This is a genomic window from Sporosarcina sp. FSL K6-6792 (assembly GCF_038004885.1).
In the GTDB taxonomy this organism is placed as follows: domain Bacteria; phylum Bacillota; class Bacilli; order Bacillales_A; family Planococcaceae; genus Sporosarcina; species Sporosarcina psychrophila.
Genome location: NZ_JBBOSA010000001.1, coordinates 2438030 through 2455464, shown reverse-complemented (window position 1 = coordinate 2455464; position 17435 = coordinate 2438030). Strand labels below are relative to the sequence as shown.

Below are 17435 nucleotides of genomic sequence, written 5' to 3'. Positions count from 1 at the left end.
GTTTTTGATTTATCCATTATAGTGCGTCGCTGGTATTCTGGCTAATTCTTTTCTTTTCAATATGTGTGGCATGACCGGTGCCCCATTCGTGCATAATTGCTAAGATGGGCTGTAAGCTTTTTCCGTAATCCGAGATAGAATACTCAACTTTCGGTGGGACCTGTGGATAGATGACTCTGTTAATAATATCTTCATCTTCCAATTCCCTTAATTGCTTGGTCAACATTTTTTGGGTAATCCCTGGCATTAATCTTTTTAATTCACTAAACCTCTGTGTTCCTTCAGTAAATAAATGCAGTAAAATGATTGGTTTCCATTTACCTACCAAGATACCTAAAGCTTCGTCAACTTTACATAGTTCAGGCTTTATCCCCATAATAACCTCCATTAGTATCTTTTTGTATACTATAGCACTTTCAAGTGTGTACTTCACATTTTGGTGAATTTATTCCATAATAACATATATAGTGATTCATTACTATTCGGTAAAATTTAGCTATATATGCTGAACAAATGAACAGCTTTCTAAACTTAGCGAAAGCACCTTACAAGGGGCAGCCGAAGCATGTCTTAGGACGGGGCATTCCTTAGCACCGTAGCAAATACAATGGGATCTTTTAATTCAACATATATATCCAAAACAGAAGGAGGAATTTAATATGAATAATAAATCGGTCTTTTCAAGGGGAATCAGAAGTGTAAGGGATGTCGTTTATCAGGAACACTCGCCAACTCATAAAGTAGGATTGGTCATTGAACCGGGAAACTGGGAAGAAGTCGATCCATTTCTATTGATGGCTGAAGACTTTTTCGTGCGTGGAACATTTGGTATGCATCCTCACCGTGGTATTGAAACTGTTACGTACGTCATTGATGGGACGCTAGAACACTTTGACAATAAGACTGGGGGAGGGGAACTACACCCTGGAGACGTTCAATGGATGACAGCGGGTAAAGGGATCATTCATACAGAGGATCCGGCTGTTGGGGAAACGGTCCAATCCTTGCAACTGTGGGTCAATCTTCCAAGTGATAAAAAAATGACGGAACCGCGTTACCAGAACATGCGTGCACAAGATATGTCGGTCCGTCATGAAGACGGCGCTACGATACGTGTCTTTTCCGGTTCATCGGAAGGTGTTACGGCTGACACGAAAAATCACGTGCCTGTTACGATGGTTGAATTGATCATTGAACCCGGTACCACTGTTACACAGGACCTTCCCGGCAGTTACAATGGATTTCTGTATATAATAGAAGGAATAGGGTCATTTGGCAGTGAAAGCGTGGAGGGGAAGAAGGGGCAGGTTCTCTGGTTGGAACGTGGAACAGATGAAGAACAAACTGAAGTGAAGATTCACGCAGAAGAGAAACTGCATATCATGTTATATGCAGGTAAGCCTGTCGGAGAAAAAGTAGTAGCTCGCGGCCCGTTTGTGATGAATTCAGAAGAAGAGATTATGCAGGCCTATAAAGATTACAGAGAAGGAAGATTCGAGTGAACATGTATCAGTGAATTTAGTGCGGAATCACAAAGTATGAAATATTCTAATAGATTTGATATGATTTTAAGTGAAATAAGAAAATGGGAGTTGCTGATATGGGAAGTAAGATAGAGCAGGTAGCGAGTTTTAAAGAAGCAATGGGGAATTACCCGACGGGAGTCACTGTCGTTACAGCATTTGATGCAGATAAAAAACCGATGGGATTAACGGTCAATTCATTTGCATCGGTATCATTAGAGCCTTTACTAATTTTATGGTCCATTGATAAAAGAGTATCCACTTATAGTGACTTTCTAGATGCTGAAAAATTTTCGGTGAATATTTTGGCAGCAGATCAAAGTGAGTTATGTACGTTATTCTCAAGCAGGGTTGCTGATCGATTTAGTCAATGTGATTGGAAAGAATCGGATTTAAACCTACCAGTACTTTCAAATTCGCTTGCGGTTTTACAATGTAAGACGGTGCAACAAATTGAGGCTGGAGATCATACGATATTAATAGGCGAAGTATTAGATATTCAGAATGAAAGTAAAGAACCACTTTTGTATCACCGTAGAACTATAGGTGCAATTCCAGAAGAATTTTATAGCTGACAGTGTCTATACAATCTACAGTGTAAAAAGGCGTGTCATCAGTTTAATCTACTGATGACACGCCTTTTTTTCTTGAAAAAGAGGCTCTGTTAAAGTTTAATGTTGATATAGGAAAAAATTAGAACTTCCAATTATCCGGAAGTTCTAATTCGTAGTACACTCTTCTTCTACCGTTGATTGACGTATGCCTGTTGCATCTTAAAGGGTATCTTGCGCTTTTCTCAAGCCAAGGATACAACGTTCTTGCGGACCGCCTTACTGGAGATGGCTAGCACTAGAACTAGGCCCGCCGCCATTAATACACCATCGAGTAGAAGTGGCAAGCCCCAGCTACCGGTGTTATCTCGAATGACTCCGGAGACGACAGGTGAGAGAACTGCTCCGATTTCTCCAATCAAATTGAGCATTCCAAACATGGATCCTCTGCTTTTTTCGGGCGTCAAATCGGAAGCCAGAGCATGTGCCACCGGTTGCAATGCAAAAAAGAATAATCCGGAGACAAACAAAATGACAGACATAACGATGGGGTTGTTATTACCCATCATGACATAGACTGCAAATATAAAAATAGTTACAGTCAGTACAGCGGTTAGTACAGCAAGGACGTTACGTCGCCCATTTGGACGATTGGCCACTATGTCAGAAATTTTGCCGCCAAGAGGAAAACCAATGATTCCGGCCAAACCATTAAACGATGCAATCAAAGCGGCAGCCATTAACGCACCGCCACCGAAATCTTTGACGATAGAGACGGACCAAAATCCGTAAAACCATAGATGCCACATGATAGGGATAAAGAATAAGTACAATAAGAAAAGATTCTTATTCGCTATTAACGGTTTTATTTCAGACTTCTTCGTTGTGTATAAATAAAGTATTAAGAGCGGACAAAGTGCAACAAGAATGACCGCAATCGCGATAGAGGACAGACCTAGTTTGACGGAAAAATAATAGATGCCCATCACTATGACAAGAAAAACGGCGGAGTACATGGACATGTACAATAGCCCTTTGCCAAACTGTGCTTTAATACCAGGTGAAGATAAATCTACAGAAGCACTTGAATCGTTTTTGGGCTTCATATATTTAAATAGTAGGAGTGCAATAATGAGTGTAATTGTTCCGGTCACGAAAAAAGGAAAGCGCCAAGCCCCTTCACCCATAAATGGTTCTGCGACTGTAATAAGATAAGGGACGCCAAGTGTGCCCGCTGTCAGACCAACAGAAAGTCCGGTAAGCGCCACGCCCATTCCTAATCCAACTTTTTCAGGAGGTGTATGATAGGCAATATAAGAGCGGTCATTCGAATAAAAAACGCCTTCGCCTAGCCCGAGTAGGACTCGGAAAAGAATAAATGCAACAAGGCCCCCCACCAAACCTGTTAATAAAGTGGCGATTCCAGCCCAAACAATACTTAAAATGATAATAGCACGATAGCCAAACCTGTCCCCAAAGTAGCCACCAGGAAATTGCATTAACATAAAACCGGCAAAAAATAAACTACCAATCAATCCGCCAATTCCATGGGGGTTTGCCACGTCTGCAAAAAAAGAAACTTCATTTTCAATCATATATGTAATAATCGGCCCAGTTGCAACCCGGTCAACGTAAGAAACAAACCAACCTAAAAATAACAAGCCCCAAATCGTATGATATCTTTGCAAGCCTTCCTTTTTCATTCCTCACACATCCAATTCTATTGTTAATAAAACAAAATGCCCCTCCACTGTGTTAGTAGAGAGGCATTCGAGAGAAAATACCCTCTCATTTTCCAAAGCATAGTGCTTTGCAGGAATTAGCACCTTATCAACATGATTGTTGAATGGTTGCCGGGTTTCATAGGGCCAGCCCCTCCACCGCTCTTCATAAGAGTTTTATTAGCCTATTTAATTAGTAAAGGTTACTGCCAAACGTCTTGCGCGATAGTTACAACATGACGAACTTTTTCCCATTGTTGTTCTTCAGTTAACTGATTACCTTCTTCTGTTGATGCGAAGCCGCATTGTGGGCTTAAGCATAGTTGATCTAAAGGAACATACTTTGTGGCCTCTGCTATTCTTGCTTTAAGCTGTTCAGGGGCCTCTAATTCGCCGAATTTAGAGGTGATCAAGCCTAATACGACGAAAAGGTCAGGGCGATTGACATGGCGCAACGGTTCAAAACTGCCGGAGCGTTCGTCGTCAAACTCAAGGAAAAGACCGTCAACATCTAATCCGCCGAAAATTGTTTCGGATACATCCTCGTAGCCACCACTAGAAAAATAGGTCGATTTGAAGTTGCCACGGCAAATATGCATCGTCACGAGCAAGTCGGCTGGCCTTTTCGCGATGGATTCATTGATGGCCCGTGCGGATAGTTGTACAAGTTTGTCAGGATCTTGCCCCTTTGCTATCAATGTTTCCCTTCCTTCTTCCGATAAGAAGGAAGCCCATGACGTGTCATCGATTTGAAGATAACGACAGCCCTCATCGTACAGTGCTTGAATTACATCTTGATAGGCAGTAACCAAGTCATCAAATAATTCTTCGTCATTTGCATAGATGCCTTCTTCGAATGTTGCTCTGTGGATCAGCATATTCGGGCTTGGAATCGTGAACTTTGCGACTGCATCACCTGCGATGCTTTTCAGGAACTTGAAGTGTTCAATCATGTAATGGTCGCTAAACCCAATTTTTCCTGTCACTTTAATGCCGTGTGCTTTTGTTACAATACCGTTGAATTGGAGCCCTTTATCTGTTTCGAAAAACTCAACGCCGTCAAAGCCGGAAAGGAAGTCAAAGTGCCACCATTTACGGCGGAATTCTCCGTCTGTCACAGAATTTAGTCCAGCTTCTTTTTGTTTTTCAACGAGCTTTGTAATTTCTTCGTCTTCGATTATGCGTAATTCTTCGGCAGTGATTTCACCGGTTTCTCTTTGCAAACGGGCCTGCTTTAGGCGTTCTGGTCTTAAAAAGCTCCCGACGTGATCTGCTTTAAATGGTGCTTTCGTCAAAGTTTGTACGGCTATAGGTTTTGTCAATTTAAATTCCTTCTTTCCAATATAATAATGTTTTCTTTAATGGTAGTTAATTAGGTATGGAAATTTTTTCATTTGTTTTGATCAAGGCTTGATCAAAATCGGCAATCAAGTCATTGACATGCTCGAGTCCAACAGAAAAACGTAGCAGCCCATCGGTAATACCACGTTTCTCCCGTTGTTCTTTAGGCATGGCGGCATGGGACATCGTTGCAGGATAGGAGAGAATTGATTCAACTCCGCCTAGACTTACTGCGAAAACGGGTATCCGAACGTTTTCAACAAAGGCCTTTGCTGCATCTCTGTTTGGCAAACGGAAAGATAAGACAGCGCCTGGACTTGTCGATTGTTTCGCGTGGATTGCGTGTCTTGGATGACTTGCCAACCCTGGATAAAACACTTCCTCTACTAACGGGTGGTCGTTCAAGTACGAGGCTATTTTACGTGCCGATTCAGATGACTGTGTTAAACGGGCACCTAATGTTTTGATTCCTTGAATTAATGCGTAAGAATCTTGTGCGCCTAGAATAGAGCCGAAAGAGTTTTGAATGAATGCCAATCGATTGCCAAGTTCTTCACCCTTTGTAACCGCTAGCCCAGCAATGATATCGCTATGCCCCGATAAAAACTTGGTAGCACTATGAACAACGATATCAACTCCAAGATCTAGTGGACGCTGGTAAAGTGGCGACATGAATGTGTTGTCGAGAAACGTCAGACAGTCATTCAATTTTGCAAGGTCAACTATCGCTTCAATATCTGTAATGCCCAAACGCGGGTTGGATGGTGTTTCAATATAGATCACTTTTGTATTTGGACGGATTGCACGTGCGGTTTCATCTACATTCGCTAGATCTACAAAAGTATGGTCGATACCGAATTTCGGTAATACCTCGGTTACGAATCGGTATGTGCCACCGTAGACATCTTCGGTAACCACGATATGGTCACCCGAAGAAAGGAGCATAAATGTAGCCGAGATGGCAGCCATTCCGGAAGCGAAGGCCAATCCGCGCGAACCGCCTTCTAGTGAGGCAATCGTTTTTTCCAACGCATCCCTCGTTGGATTGCCCGAACGGCTATAATCATACGGCCCGAATGCATCGAAGCTTTCCTGATGGAACGTTGAAGATAAGTAGATAGGAACGTTGACAGCACCTGTTTTTTGTTCGTAATCTCCGCGGGTCGAAGCATGGATAATAGTCGTTTCCAACCGTTCTTTATTCAAACTCATCGTTGTAGCACCCCGCTATTCAAAGTTGCAAACACTTGCTTCAAATCTGCGATCAAATCGTCAGCTTCCTCGACTCCGACAGAGAAACGTAAAAGTCGGTCGCAGACGCCACGTCGTATTCGTTCTTCACGAGGAATATCGGCATGTGTTTGCGTTGCTGGATAAGTAATGAAACTTTCCACTCCGCCTAGACTTTCCGCAAATGTAATGAGCTGCAGATTTTCAAGGAATGGCCCGACCAATTCACTATCGTTCAGCCGAAATGATAGCATTCCGCCTTTCCCTGGATAGAGAACGTCCGTAACAAGTGGTTCATCTTTCAAATAATTGACGATTATTTTCGCGTTTTCATCATGCTGTTTCATTCTTAAATGCAGTGTTTTCAGCCCTCTGATGATTAGCCAAGAATCGGAAGGGGAGAGGACTGCACCGATAGCATTATGGTTGGCGGCAAGTTGTTCGCAAATTTTTTCACCTTTTGCAACGACAAGTCCCGCGAGGACATCGTTATGTCCACCGATATATTTCGTTGCGCTGTGCATGACAATGTCAGCGCCGAGTTCAATCGGTCTCTGAAAATAAGGCGTTAAAAATGTATTGTCGACAATCAACAGTAAATCATGCTTTTGAGCCAGTTCTGCATACTGCCGAATATCAAATTCTTGCATGAGTGGATTGGTCGGTGTTTCTATGAAGAGCGCTTTTGTCTTCGAAGTGATCAACTTTTCGGTCTCGTTCACATCGGCGAAACTCGTATACGTTGTACCGATTGAATAAACGTCGGAATACTGTTCGAGCAAGCGATATGTGCCACCATAAATATCTTCTGGAACAATCAATTCATCTCCAGGACGGAACAGCGTTAAGATAAGCTGAATCGCCGCCATACCAGAACTGCATGCATACCCTGCATCACCGCTCTCTAAGTTTGCAATTCCATCTTCCAATATGGAGCGGGTTGGATTTTTTGTCCGTGTGTAGTCGTAGCCAGTCGATTGACCGAGCCCCTTATGTTTGTACGCAGTTGATAAATAAATCGGAGGGTTGACAGCGCCCGTCTTCGGATCACTGTTGTTGCCTAATTGGACTAGGATTGTATTCAAACTTTGTTTTGTCATTGTAGTCACCCTTTTCTTTTAGATTACAAAAGGGGACCCTCTATAAGAAGAGGGTCCCCGAAATATCGTAGACTATCTTCTTATCTTCTAGGGAAATGAACACCTAAAGGAATTAGCACCGTACCTGAACAGGCTGGTTGCTGAGACGTCATAGGGCCAATCCCTCGGTCTCTCTTGATAAGAATCAAATTATGGAATTATGTGAAAAGAACAATTTCAATAACTTTATCATGACATAGAAAATAAAACAAGAGCGAATTATTAAAATCTGTCTTTCAGCAGCTGCATCCGTTGATTGAATAGACTTGGATATGATAAAAAGCCAAGCAATACACTTGTCACTGCAGCGGTCGTCAATAATAGGAATATGATGAGCAATTGGAACTGAACCGCTTGGATGGGGTCCGCACCTGCGATGATTTGACCACTCATCATACCTGGAAGTTGAACCAAGCCCATTGTCTTCTGACTTTCGATTGTCGGGATCATGCTTGCCTTGATTGCGTTGATGAGTTGTCTATGAATGGCCTGTTTTGGCGTTCCACCGAGAGAAAGGATGAGTTCGGTTTCATCACGATGCGTTTCAATCTCAGCTGTGAACCGGTTAAGGAATAGGATTGATAGCACCATTGAGTTGCCAATCACCATGCCGCTAATTGAAATGATGTATTGTGCGGTTGGCGGTACGATTTGAAAGCCTAGTAGAATACTCTGGGTTAGTACTTCTACAAAAAGTAATGTGACCGCTATTTTCCAAGTGATTCCTTTGATTGCTTTTCCTTTCTTACGGGTGTTTTGTGTTGCCGCTGCAATCATTAATGTAACCATTAACAAAATGTACAATATGTTTTCAGAATCGAAGACAAATTTAAGAATATAGCCGACCATAAGCAATTGGATAATGGACCGAATTGTCGCAATGATTGTGTCTTTTTCCAAATCTAAACGTAGAGTCTTTGATAGTAGTAAGGGGATGATTACAAATATAAGTGTAATGGATAACGTAAGATAACTCATTCTACGCCTCCTTGCACAAACTGCTTCACAAATTCATTTGTTGGTGATTTCAATAAGTCACTTTCGCCAGTTTCAATGACTTGACCATTCATTAGAACCCAAGTGTAATCTCCAATTGATAAGGCTTGTTCTAAATTATGTGTTATCCAGATGATGGTTGTGCCATACACCCGGTTAATTTTGACGATTAATTCTTCGATTTCATGTAAAGATGTTCGGTCTAAGGCGGATGTGATTTCATCCAGTAATAGGATTTCAGAGCGGTTGATTAGTGTGCGAGCAATGGATACTTTTTGACGCTGTCCACCGGATAATTCATTGGTTTTACGATGTAAAAATTGCACATCTAATCCGACGTCTTCTAGAATTTTAATGGCATCCTGTTCAGGCAATTTTTTACCTTGAAGTTCCATAGGGAGAGCTAAGTTATGATAGACGGTGCCTTTAATCATTGGTGCGCTTTGAAGTGCGATCCCGACATGGCGGCGTAGTTCAACGGGTTCATATGTAGAAATGAGTTTATCGTGAATGAAAATATCTCCTGAAGTAGATGAAATCAGCCCGTTACATAATTTAAGCAATGTTGTTTTTCCTGCTCCAGAAGGGCCGACGAGCGTTGTGATTTTCCCTTCCGGAAAGGAGCCCGTAATATTTTTTAAAATATGTACTTCACCAATGGAATAATTGACGTCATGAAAATGTAGGGCGGGTTTATAAAAATTGGACATTACATTCTCTCCTACCAGTTTCTTATTTATAATAATTCTAATCTGGGTAGTTTTGTCATGCAAGGAAAATCTATTGCAATTCCAAAAAATGTTTGTTATTATATCGTTAATCGATATAGCGATAAGCGATATAGTGAGAAGGTGAAAGAATGATAAAACAGCCAGAAAGTTTTTTACCATTGTCGCAGGCAACATATTATATTTTACTGTCCTTAAGGGAAATACGTCATGGATATGCCATTATGCAGGACGTAGAAAAAATAAGTCGGGGGGAAGTTACAATGGGTCCCGGTACATTATATGGAGCACTAGGAAAATTAGAAAAGCAGAAAATCATTCAAAAAGTAGACATAGATGATGCAGAACGCCGCAAGTATAATCAGCTGACACCCTTAGGTAAAGAAGTGCTTCAGCTTGAGTTTAAGAGGCTTGAATCACTTGTGAAAAACGCCAGGAGCATCATAAAAGAAATGGAGGGCGAAGAAGATGACTGTTAAAAGGTTCAAGATTTTTCTTGCTTCGAGTGTTGATAAAGAAGAGCAGTGGCTGACGGATATGTCACGCCAAGGATTTCATTTTAAAAAGTATGGATTATTTACCTATACCTTCGATGAAAATCCTAATGTATCATATGTCTATCAAATTGATTTCCGGGATGCGAATGAAGAGTATATGCAACTATGTAAAGATGCCGGTTGGCAATATGTAGACAGCGCTCTAAAGCAATTTCATTATTTTCGTACAGAAGCAAATGAGTCAGGGGTAAAAAAGATTTATTCCGATGGTGAGTCAGTAAAAGAAACGTTTCAGCGGATGATGAAATTTTATCTGGTATTCTTTATAATCTTGTTAACATCGCAAATTGGATTGTTTTTGACGTGGAAAGGTCAGTTGTCTCAAATAATTCTGACGGTTATCATTATGCTTGTTATTCTTTTATACTTTTACATTTTTATTTCCTTGAAGAGAAAAATTGATTTTTATTGACTAATAAATGACGCTTATTCTAGCAAGTACTATTTGAAATTCATTCATCAATCGTCATTACAACCTTGATTGTAACCGCTGCTTTAGCAATATTCTTTCTATATATATAATTGGATTATCGAATGAAGATAAACCCCCTAGGTAAATAAAGCGAGATGATTTAATGAAGAAGTGGAGGGCAAACAATTTAAGTTTGCCCTTCTATTTTATCTCCAAGGGGAGGTGATTGAATAACCAATCATGAAATTGCTTGATCTTAGTAAAGAAAACGCCACAAGTAAAACGTCGCATAGGATTCCCAGTTCACCCATGGTTCAGCCAACTTCAAAATTTCTTCTTTCGTCGGTTTTTCTTCTGCTCCTGTTACTTGTTTGATGGCGTTATGAAGTCCGACGTCAGCAATTGGAAATGCGTTTGGGAAACGCAAACAGCGCATTAAGACATAGTTTGCAGTCCAGGGCCCAATTCCGCGGATTTTGATAAGCATGTTTTCCGCTTCCTTAAAGTTCCCAGTTCCCAATACCTGAGCTTTGGATAGGTTTCCATCTGCGATAAGCTGTGCAACCCCAATTAGGTACTCACATTTTTTTACGGTCATTTTTAAAGACGATAAATCCTCGACTGTAAGCTTCGCAATGTACTCTGGTTCAGGGAATATCCAATATGACTGTCCTTCCCATTCAATCGAATTTCCGAACGTCTCCACAAAGCGCCTTTTCAACGTATACGCGTATGTCAGATTGATTTGCTGTCCAAGAATTCCCCAACATAACGCTTCAAACAAGTCAGGGATGCCGATGTTTCGCAATCCGTAAAACTCACTTACTGCTTGTTGAAGCAATGGATCTCTTTTTGCCATCTCATAATAAGGTTTCAAATCAGTATCGAGATCGAACCAATCACGTACATAATGGACGACCATATTTCGAACGCTTTCGCTAGACGGTGTATATTTTTCTATAAACCGAACCAGAAGGTTACCCTCTGTGTTTTCGCTGACTTCGACTAATAGAATCTCATTCCCAACCGGAATTGCCTTGATCACTTTACCATCACGGATTTCAAACATACACTCATTGTTTGACCTGGACATATAGCTGATATTTTCTTTGAAATCGAACTCTTTCGGAACGGTTATGATCAAATGATCTTGTTGATTAACTAGCATTTTAAAAACCTCCTCTGCATCTTATCTATATGTTTAGTTGTACCATAATCCCAGATGGAAAAGTTTCGCTATCTTGCTGTTATGTCCTGAAAAGCATTTATCTTTATTCAGCAGAAGACTCTCACCTCCATAGGTGGGAGGTGAATGCTGTTTTGTTTACCTGTTCAGCGGTTTCCAAATGCCCGCTGAACAAAGATAAAGCCTCCGGCGGATGTCGCAGATTTTGAAAGGAGTCAATCGAGCAAGCTCGATTCAAAATCTGGACGCAATTACGCCGAGGCGTAATTGTTTTTGGAAATAGAGGAGGTATACTTAAGGTAAGAGAAAGAGGTGATTCCGTGAGCGATCATCAACAAGTCAGGCAGTTGACTGACGAACAGTGGCAAGCAATTAGACATAACGACTCAAGGTTTGATGAAATCTTCATTTATGCCGTGAAATCAACGGGTATCTTTTGCCGACCATCTTGTAAATCAAGAGATCCAAAAAAAGAGAATGTCCGTATTTTCAATGATGCAGCGGAAGCGCTAGCGGATGGATTCCGACCTTGCAAACGCTGTAAGCCGGGTGGGCTGCGTTTACCTGATGAAGAATGGACTATCCAAATTGGAGAATATATAAACGAGCATTTTCAGGAGCCATTGACGTTAGAAATCCTGGCAGACATGTGCCATGGAAGTCCTTATCACCTACAGCGAACATTTAAAAGAATCACGGGGCTAACGCCTGTTGAATATATCCAAAAGATCAGAATAACGAAAGCGATGTCTGAACTTACTACAACCGATAAATCCATTGCTGAAATTGGGGTAAGCGTGGGGCTTCGTAATCCGTCCTATTTCATCACGCTATTCAAAATGAAAACTGGACAAACACCAAAACAATATCGAAAACTAGTGAAGGAGGTAGAGGTTAGTGGAAAAGAACAGTAAAAACAACGTGTATTGGACATTGCTTAATCACTCACAATGGAATATGTATATAGCTGCGACGACAGAGGGGCTTTGCTATATAGGTACCCCGAATGCACCATTCGGGGAACTGGAAGCGTGGGTGAACAAACGACTTCCAAGTTATGTTCTGATGGAAGAAGCGGACATCTTACAGCCACACGCAGTTGAGTTAATGGGTTATTTGAAAGAGCGACGTAGGGATTTTGCTTTGCCAATCGATCTTCACGGTACTCCTTTTCAACAAATTGTATGGAAGGCCTTGCAAGAAATTCCGTACGGACGGACTGTTTCATATTCGGAAATTGCCGAACGGATTGAAAAGCCAAATGCGGTACGAGCTGTTGGAACCGCTATTGGTGCCAATCCGGTCTTAATTATTGTTCCTTGTCATCGTGTCATTGCGAAAAGTGGTAAGTTAGGTGGTTTCAGGGCCGGTTTAGAGATGAAAGAGCAACTTCTAGAACTGGAAAGATAGTGTTTCGACATAAAAAAAGACAAGGGAGAAGTTAATCTCACCTTGTCTTTTTGCTTTTTGGAACAGGTATGTGATTCGCAGGTTCTTTATTCGTGACATCAAGTATATCAAGTAGGAAGACAAACACGGGAATACCGATAATGAGTCCCCAGACGCCAAAGAAGTTTTGTGAGAAAATCAGTACGATAAACGTGTAAAAAACGGGTAAATCTGTTTTGGAGGACATCAGTTTTGGATTTAAGATATATGCTTCAATGCCATGAATAATCATAACTGCAATGAGTACATAAACAACCTTCAGGAATCCTCCGATTGTAAAAGCAATTATCGTCAGAGGGACAAGTGAAATGATGACCCCGGCAACGGGAATGAGTCCTAAAAAGAAAATCATAATTGCCAAACCGATTATTTGTGGGAATCCGAGTATGAGTAATACGATCACGGACAAGATTGTATTAACAATTGCAATGATAAATTGGGCTTCAATCACTTTTCCAAATGTACGCGTGAACTTTTTACCAAAGAACTCAATTTCGAAGTAAAAAGGAGCAATCTTACTATCTTTAAATTTGTTTGTAAACTCTATTAACCGTGGTTTTTCTAGCAGGAAAAATAAGCTTAATACGAGGGCAAGTATGACTTGAATACTTGTTTTACTAATATCAGAGAAATATTTTAACAAAAATGAAAAACCATTTTCCAAATAGGCTGCAATTTGATTACTAGAGATGACGGATTCTAAGTAGGTGAGCAGTACACTATCATGAGGTGTGGAATAGAAGTTTGTAATTCTTACAATGATCTGACTGATTTCCATTGTGATTATAGGCAAATACTTAACAACACCAACTGTCAGTAAACCAACAATCACTGTATACAGGAGAATGACTAGCAGCTTGCGGTTAAAATGTACACGTTTGAGCGTAAACTCAATAAGTCGATCCAACAAAAAAGCGAAAATGAAGGTAAGCAATATAATATTCATCATACTTTTGACGCTGTAAAGAATTAAAATAATCAAAGCGAAAATAAGAATACGCCGTGGTCCCTTTTTCTCGAAAATGTCTAATAACCCATTCATATGACTTTAGCTCCTTCATAAATAATTACAAGTGAAAACGAGAAATGAGACCTTTCATTGTTAGTATTGCCATGATTTGTAGAGATTATAAATTAGAAAATCTCTTTTAAAAAATAGCTTACGAACGAATATGCAGCACTAGCTGTGAAAAAGGAGTTATACACCGGAAATGGTTATATCTCCTCAGCTCATGTTTTATTATATTATAGTTGTTGCAATAAATGAAGTTTGAAACATATTTTAATTGATAGGGATGGCTACCCAATGTCCTTTTGAAATCTCGATTAGCTCAGATTGCAATAGTTGATATTTATCCTCCTCAATTTGATCTTCCATTAGCGTTCGTTTTTTCTTCGATTCTATTTTGGGGTCAGGAATTGGAATCGCTGAGAGTAACGATTTTGTATAGGGGTGTTGTGGGTTAGAGTACAACTCTTCGCTTTCGGCAAGCTCAACAATTTTCCCCGCATACATAACTGCGACTCGGTCACTAATGTGCTTAACCATAGACAAGTCGTGCGCAATGAACAGATAGGTGAGTCCAAGCCGATGCTGAAGATCTTCCAGTAATTCCACAATTTGCGACTGGATAGAAACATCGAGTGCGGATAACGGTTCGTCGCATACGATGAAGTCAGGTTCTACGGCAAGTGCACGTGCAATACCAATTCTTTGGCGCTGTCCACCGGAAAATTCATGTGGATAGCGCATTGCATGGGAAGGATCAAGTCCGACCATAACAAGCAACTCTTCTACCCTCTTTTTTCGCTCCTCTTTATTTTTACTTAGCCGATGAATGTCTAATGCTTGACCGATAATATCAAGCACTTTAAAACGTGGATTAAGTGAAGAGTACGGATCCTGAAAGATCATCTGCATATGGCGCCGCATCGTTTTCATTTCATTTTTCGAAAGCCGGTTAATGGCCATCCCTTGATACAAGACATCTCCGTCTGTCGGTTCGTGAAGGCGTAAAATGGCACGGCCGGTCGTTGACTTACCTGATCCCGACTCGCCGACAAGACCGAGCGTCTCTCCGGGTTTGATATGAAAACTGATATCGTCCACGGCTTTCACTATATTGCCTTTCCCAACGTCGAAATGCTGCTTTAGTGATTTCACTTCTAGCAGGGGTTTCCCTTTTTCTATACCAATGGTACGTAAAGGAGTGCGTTTAGGCTTCTTTTTCTCATCAAGGCGAGGAAGGGCATTGAGCAGTTTCTTTGTATAGGAATGTTTTGGGTTATCAAAAATTTCTTCCGTCGTTCCGGTCTCCACAATTTCCCCGTCTTTCATGACAGCAACGCGATCACACATGCCGGCAACAACACCTAGGTCATGGGTAATCAATATGATGGATGTTCCAAAACGTTGCTGCATATCTTTCATCAAATTTAAGATTTGGGCTTGTATTGTCACATCAAGTGCAGTCGTGGGTTCATCCGCAATCAGTAGTGTCGGACGGCAAGCGAGTGCAATCGCAATCATGACACGCTGCCGCATTCCACCTGAAAATTCGTGCGGATATTGGCTAAAACGATCCTCACTATTACGGATACCTACAAGTTTCAAAAGTTCAATGGTACGGTTTTTCGCATCTCTTTTAGATAAGTTCTGATGTTTGATTAAACTTTCCGCAATTTGTTTGCCGATTTGAATTGTTGGATTTAATGAAGTCATCGGATCTTGAAAAATCATGCTTATATCACGACCACGGATACTCTCCATCTCTTTTTCCGTTTTTTGCACGAGATCTTCACCTTGAAATTCAATCTCTCCATCTTTCAGATAAGAAGGGGGAGAAGGGAGGAGGCGCATAATTGAGCGGGCTGTCACGCTTTTTCCACTTCCTGATTCACCTACAATACCAAGCGTCTCACCTTTCTTCACTTCAAAACTGACACCACGGACTGCTTCAAATTCCTTGTCGTGGCCCAAAAACGAGACGCGTAGATCACTTACCTTTAATACTGTTTCCAATAAAAACACCTGCCTATTATCTGAAATTATATTTAACTAAAAATTACATTGACTTAAATAGTTACCGAATCTATACTTTACTATACCAATAGGAATTAAACAATATCGGGAAGGAGGAATTGCTTCAATGGGAGTGAATAAAGAAGCGACATCCTATTTTAGATTATCAGATGTTCTCCGATATACGTTTGGCAAAATGGGAAGACGACCGACTTATAAGTATTTGCTACTAATTTTAGGTTTGCCGGTTCATGTTATTGTATTTCTATTCTATCTGTCGAAAAGAGGAGACAATACATACTCTTCAATTTATGAAGAGGTAAGGGCATCATTGACAGCATCAGGTTATAAAGAAGCGTCGATGCTTGATTTTAAAGAACAATTACTACGGAAACAATCATTCTTCAATAAAGAAGTAAATGATCGAGAAATAGATAGGCAAGTGGAGGAGCTTGCCGAAGAACAATTTAGAAAAACGCTAACGAAAAAAACAAATCAGCTAGCGGAACAGAAAGGTGTTCAACAAGTTACGTATTCAACTTACTTTCAATCATTGCTTGGAAAACCGTTGTTCTTGCTTGCTTCATTCATTCCAGGCATCTTTATGTATCTACTTATTCTTTTGTTCAGCAATCCGTACATCAAGTTTATAGTTGAACGATTGATTATGAGTATCTTTGTTATTGCTGGCGTTGCAGTTCTTGTGTTCACGATACTTTACTTATCGCCGTTTGATCCTGCCGCGAATATTCTTGGCGAGGCGGCGACGAAGGAACAAATCGCATCATTCAATAAATTACATGGTTTGGATTTATCATATCTTTCACAACTATGGAATGCGCTAAAAGGAATCGCGACGTTTGATTTGGGTGCATCTTATGCTGGCAATGAGGATGTCGCAGCAAGTATAGCGAATAAATTCCCAATCACATTAACGATTGCGGTTTTATCATTACTGATGGCAGTTGTCATCGCTATCCCAGTAGGCATCATTTCTGCGACAAGGACGAATTCATTTTTGGACTATTCATTCATGTTTATTGCATTGATTGGATTATCGATTCCGAACTTTTGGCAAGGATTACTATTTATTTTGAACTTCTCTATTAAATTACAATGGTTACCGGCCACATATAGTCCTCAAAACTGGCTTTCTATCATCATGCCTGTTGTTGTGCTTGGAACTGCATTGACTGCATCTGTCGCGAGGATGACACGTTCTTCGATGTTGGAAATCATCAATGAGGACTACATCATTACCGCTAAAGCGAAGGGCCTCAATCGGCTTCAAGTACTTTGGAAACATGCGATTGGCAATGCAATGATACCAATTATTACAGTCATTGGTCTGCTATTCGGGGGAATGCTCGGGGGAGCGGCGGTGACTGAGAAAGTATTTAACATTAGCGGAATCGGAAGCTACATCGTAGACAAGCAGTTCATTCCCGATATTCCCGCTATTATGGGTGGAGTTATCTATATTGCAATAACGATTTCGTTAGTCAATGTGCTCATCGACATTTTGTATGCGTTTTTCGATCCTCGCATCCGTTCGAAGATGAAGCAATCGTAGAGCAGGA

Annotated in this window: 17 protein-coding genes and 2 riboswitches; of the genes, 7 read left to right on the top strand and 10 right to left on the bottom strand. The window is 40.8% G+C overall.

Going from position 1 to position 17435, the window contains the following annotated elements:
- Nucleotides 1-16: 16 nt before the first annotated feature.
- The gene (locus MKZ26_RS11945) at nucleotides 17-376 is read right to left on the bottom strand and encodes a winged helix-turn-helix transcriptional regulator (protein WP_187046581.1); all 360 of its coding nucleotides are present in this window, start codon (nucleotides 374-376) and stop codon (nucleotides 17-19) included.
- 283 nt (nucleotides 377-659) lie between these two features.
- On the opposite strand from MKZ26_RS11945, the gene MKZ26_RS11940 reads away from it, so the two are divergent.
- Both MKZ26_RS11940 and MKZ26_RS11935 read left to right on the top strand, forming a co-directional pair.
- A complete protein-coding gene (locus tag MKZ26_RS11940) occupies nucleotides 660-1502 on the top strand; it encodes a pirin family protein (RefSeq protein WP_340766330.1) in 843 nt (280 codons plus the stop codon).
- Between the two features lie 98 nt (nucleotides 1503-1600).
- Nucleotides 1601-2098 carry a flavin reductase family protein gene (locus MKZ26_RS11935; protein WP_255428568.1) on the top strand — a complete coding sequence of 166 codons (498 nt, stop codon included), beginning with the start codon at nucleotides 1601-1603 and terminating at the stop codon, nucleotides 2096-2098.
- 221 nt (nucleotides 2099-2319) lie between these two features.
- Here MKZ26_RS11935 and MKZ26_RS11930 read toward each other — a convergent pair whose 3' ends face one another.
- The 6 genes from MKZ26_RS11930 to MKZ26_RS11905 all read right to left on the bottom strand — a co-directional run bounded on the left by MKZ26_RS11930 (nucleotide 2320) and on the right by MKZ26_RS11905 (nucleotide 9211).
- Nucleotides 2320-3777 (bottom strand): MFS transporter, encoded by a 1458-nt coding sequence (locus MKZ26_RS11930; RefSeq protein ID WP_340766329.1) that lies wholly within the window; start codon nucleotides 3775-3777, stop codon nucleotides 2320-2322.
- 82 nt (nucleotides 3778-3859) lie between these two features.
- Nucleotides 3860-3970: riboswitch (SAM riboswitch) on the bottom strand.
- Nucleotides 3971-3998: 28 nt separating this feature from the next.
- The gene (locus MKZ26_RS11925; RefSeq protein WP_340766328.1) at nucleotides 3999-5117 is read right to left on the bottom strand and encodes a 5-methyltetrahydropteroyltriglutamate--homocysteine S-methyltransferase; all 1119 of its coding nucleotides are present in this window, start codon (nucleotides 5115-5117) and stop codon (nucleotides 3999-4001) included.
- 46 nt (nucleotides 5118-5163) lie between these two features.
- Nucleotides 5164-6348 carry a cystathionine beta-lyase gene (gene metC, locus MKZ26_RS11920; RefSeq protein WP_340766327.1) on the bottom strand — a complete coding sequence of 395 codons (1185 nt, stop codon included), beginning with the start codon at nucleotides 6346-6348 and terminating at the stop codon, nucleotides 5164-5166.
- The gene (locus MKZ26_RS11915) at nucleotides 6345-7466 is read right to left on the bottom strand and encodes a methionine biosynthesis PLP-dependent protein (RefSeq protein ID WP_340766326.1); all 1122 of its coding nucleotides are present in this window, start codon (nucleotides 7464-7466) and stop codon (nucleotides 6345-6347) included. Before MKZ26_RS11915 ends, metC begins: the two co-directional genes overlap by 4 nt.
- Nucleotides 7467-7543: 77 nt before the next feature.
- Nucleotides 7544-7650, bottom strand: a riboswitch (SAM riboswitch).
- A 77-nt stretch (nucleotides 7651-7727) separates the two neighbouring features.
- Nucleotides 7728-8483 (bottom strand): ABC transporter permease, encoded by a 756-nt coding sequence (locus MKZ26_RS11910; RefSeq protein WP_067205503.1) that lies wholly within the window; start codon nucleotides 8481-8483, stop codon nucleotides 7728-7730.
- Nucleotides 8480-9211, bottom strand: a complete 732-nt coding sequence (locus tag MKZ26_RS11905) for an ABC transporter ATP-binding protein (protein ID WP_340766325.1) — start codon at nucleotides 9209-9211, stop codon at nucleotides 8480-8482. Before MKZ26_RS11905 ends, MKZ26_RS11910 begins: the two co-directional genes overlap by 4 nt.
- Before the next feature lie 149 nt (nucleotides 9212-9360).
- Here MKZ26_RS11905 and MKZ26_RS11900 point away from each other — a divergent pair, with 149 nt between their 5' ends.
- Together MKZ26_RS11900 and MKZ26_RS11895 are read left to right on the top strand one after the other, a co-directional pair.
- A complete protein-coding gene (locus MKZ26_RS11900) occupies nucleotides 9361-9708 on the top strand; it encodes a PadR family transcriptional regulator (RefSeq protein ID WP_340766324.1) in 348 nt (115 codons plus the stop codon).
- Nucleotides 9698-10198, top strand: a complete 501-nt coding sequence (locus tag MKZ26_RS11895; protein WP_340766323.1) for a DUF2812 domain-containing protein — start codon at nucleotides 9698-9700, stop codon at nucleotides 10196-10198. Before MKZ26_RS11900 ends, MKZ26_RS11895 begins: the two co-directional genes overlap by 11 nt.
- Nucleotides 10199-10454: 256 nt before the next feature.
- Here the strand turns inward: MKZ26_RS11895 and MKZ26_RS11890 are convergent, their stop codons facing one another.
- A complete protein-coding gene (locus MKZ26_RS11890) occupies nucleotides 10455-11366 on the bottom strand; it encodes a DNA-3-methyladenine glycosylase family protein (RefSeq protein ID WP_340766322.1) in 912 nt (303 codons plus the stop codon).
- 338 nt (nucleotides 11367-11704) lie between these two features.
- Between MKZ26_RS11890 and MKZ26_RS11885 the strand changes: the two genes are divergently transcribed.
- Entirely contained in the window at nucleotides 11705-12298 is a 594-nt protein-coding gene (locus tag MKZ26_RS11885) for a bifunctional transcriptional activator/DNA repair enzyme AdaA (RefSeq protein WP_340766321.1), read from the top strand.
- A complete protein-coding gene (locus MKZ26_RS11880) occupies nucleotides 12282-12794 on the top strand; it encodes a methylated-DNA--[protein]-cysteine S-methyltransferase (RefSeq protein ID WP_445683418.1) in 513 nt (170 codons plus the stop codon). Before MKZ26_RS11885 ends, MKZ26_RS11880 begins: the two co-directional genes overlap by 17 nt.
- Before the next feature lie 37 nt (nucleotides 12795-12831).
- Here MKZ26_RS11880 and MKZ26_RS11875 read toward each other — a convergent pair whose 3' ends face one another.
- Together MKZ26_RS11875 and MKZ26_RS11870 are read right to left on the bottom strand one after the other, a co-directional pair.
- On the bottom strand, nucleotides 12832-13875 hold the full coding sequence (locus MKZ26_RS11875; protein ID WP_340766320.1) for an AI-2E family transporter: 1044 nt from the start codon (nucleotides 13873-13875) through the stop codon (nucleotides 12832-12834).
- Nucleotides 13876-14115: 240 nt separating this feature from the next.
- Nucleotides 14116-15855: an ABC transporter ATP-binding protein gene (locus MKZ26_RS11870; RefSeq protein ID WP_340766319.1), complete on the bottom strand. Its 1740-nt coding sequence runs from the start codon at nucleotides 15853-15855 to the stop codon at nucleotides 14116-14118.
- 127 nt (nucleotides 15856-15982) lie between these two features.
- On the opposite strand from MKZ26_RS11870, the gene MKZ26_RS11865 reads away from it, so the two are divergent.
- The gene (locus tag MKZ26_RS11865; RefSeq protein WP_340766318.1) at nucleotides 15983-17428 is read left to right on the top strand and encodes an ABC transporter permease; all 1446 of its coding nucleotides are present in this window, start codon (nucleotides 15983-15985) and stop codon (nucleotides 17426-17428) included.
- The last annotated feature ends 7 nt before the right edge of the window (nucleotides 17429-17435 follow it).

Coding starts and splice junctions, on each gene's coding strand:
- MKZ26_RS11890 (WP_340766322.1), bottom strand. CDS start 11,366: ATGCTAGTTAATCAACAAGATCATTTGATCATAACCGTTCCGAAAGAG.
- MKZ26_RS11895 (WP_340766323.1), top strand. CDS start 9,698: ATGACTGTTAAAAGGTTCAAGATTTTTCTTGCTTCGAGTGTTGATAAA.
- MKZ26_RS11910 (WP_067205503.1), bottom strand. CDS start 8,483: ATGAGTTATCTTACGTTATCCATTACACTTATATTTGTAATCATCCCC.
- MKZ26_RS11930 (WP_340766329.1), bottom strand. CDS start 3,777: ATGAAAAAGGAAGGCTTGCAAAGATATCATACGATTTGGGGCTTGTTA.
- MKZ26_RS11940 (WP_340766330.1), top strand. CDS start 660: ATGAATAATAAATCGGTCTTTTCAAGGGGAATCAGAAGTGTAAGGGAT.
- MKZ26_RS11935 (WP_255428568.1), top strand. CDS start 1,601: ATGGGAAGTAAGATAGAGCAGGTAGCGAGTTTTAAAGAAGCAATGGGG.
- MKZ26_RS11905 (WP_340766325.1), bottom strand. CDS start 9,211: ATGTCCAATTTTTATAAACCCGCCCTACATTTTCATGACGTCAATTAT.
- MKZ26_RS11900 (WP_340766324.1), top strand. CDS start 9,361: ATGATAAAACAGCCAGAAAGTTTTTTACCATTGTCGCAGGCAACATAT.
- metC (WP_340766327.1), bottom strand. CDS start 6,348: ATGAGTTTGAATAAAGAACGGTTGGAAACGACTATTATCCATGCTTCG.
- MKZ26_RS11875 (WP_340766320.1), bottom strand. CDS start 13,875: ATGAATGGGTTATTAGACATTTTCGAGAAAAAGGGACCACGGCGTATT.
- MKZ26_RS11945 (WP_187046581.1), bottom strand. CDS start 376: ATGGGGATAAAGCCTGAACTATGTAAAGTTGACGAAGCTTTAGGTATC.
- MKZ26_RS11865 (WP_340766318.1), top strand. CDS start 15,983: ATGGGAGTGAATAAAGAAGCGACATCCTATTTTAGATTATCAGATGTT.
- MKZ26_RS11915 (WP_340766326.1), bottom strand. CDS start 7,466: ATGACAAAACAAAGTTTGAATACAATCCTAGTCCAATTAGGCAACAAC.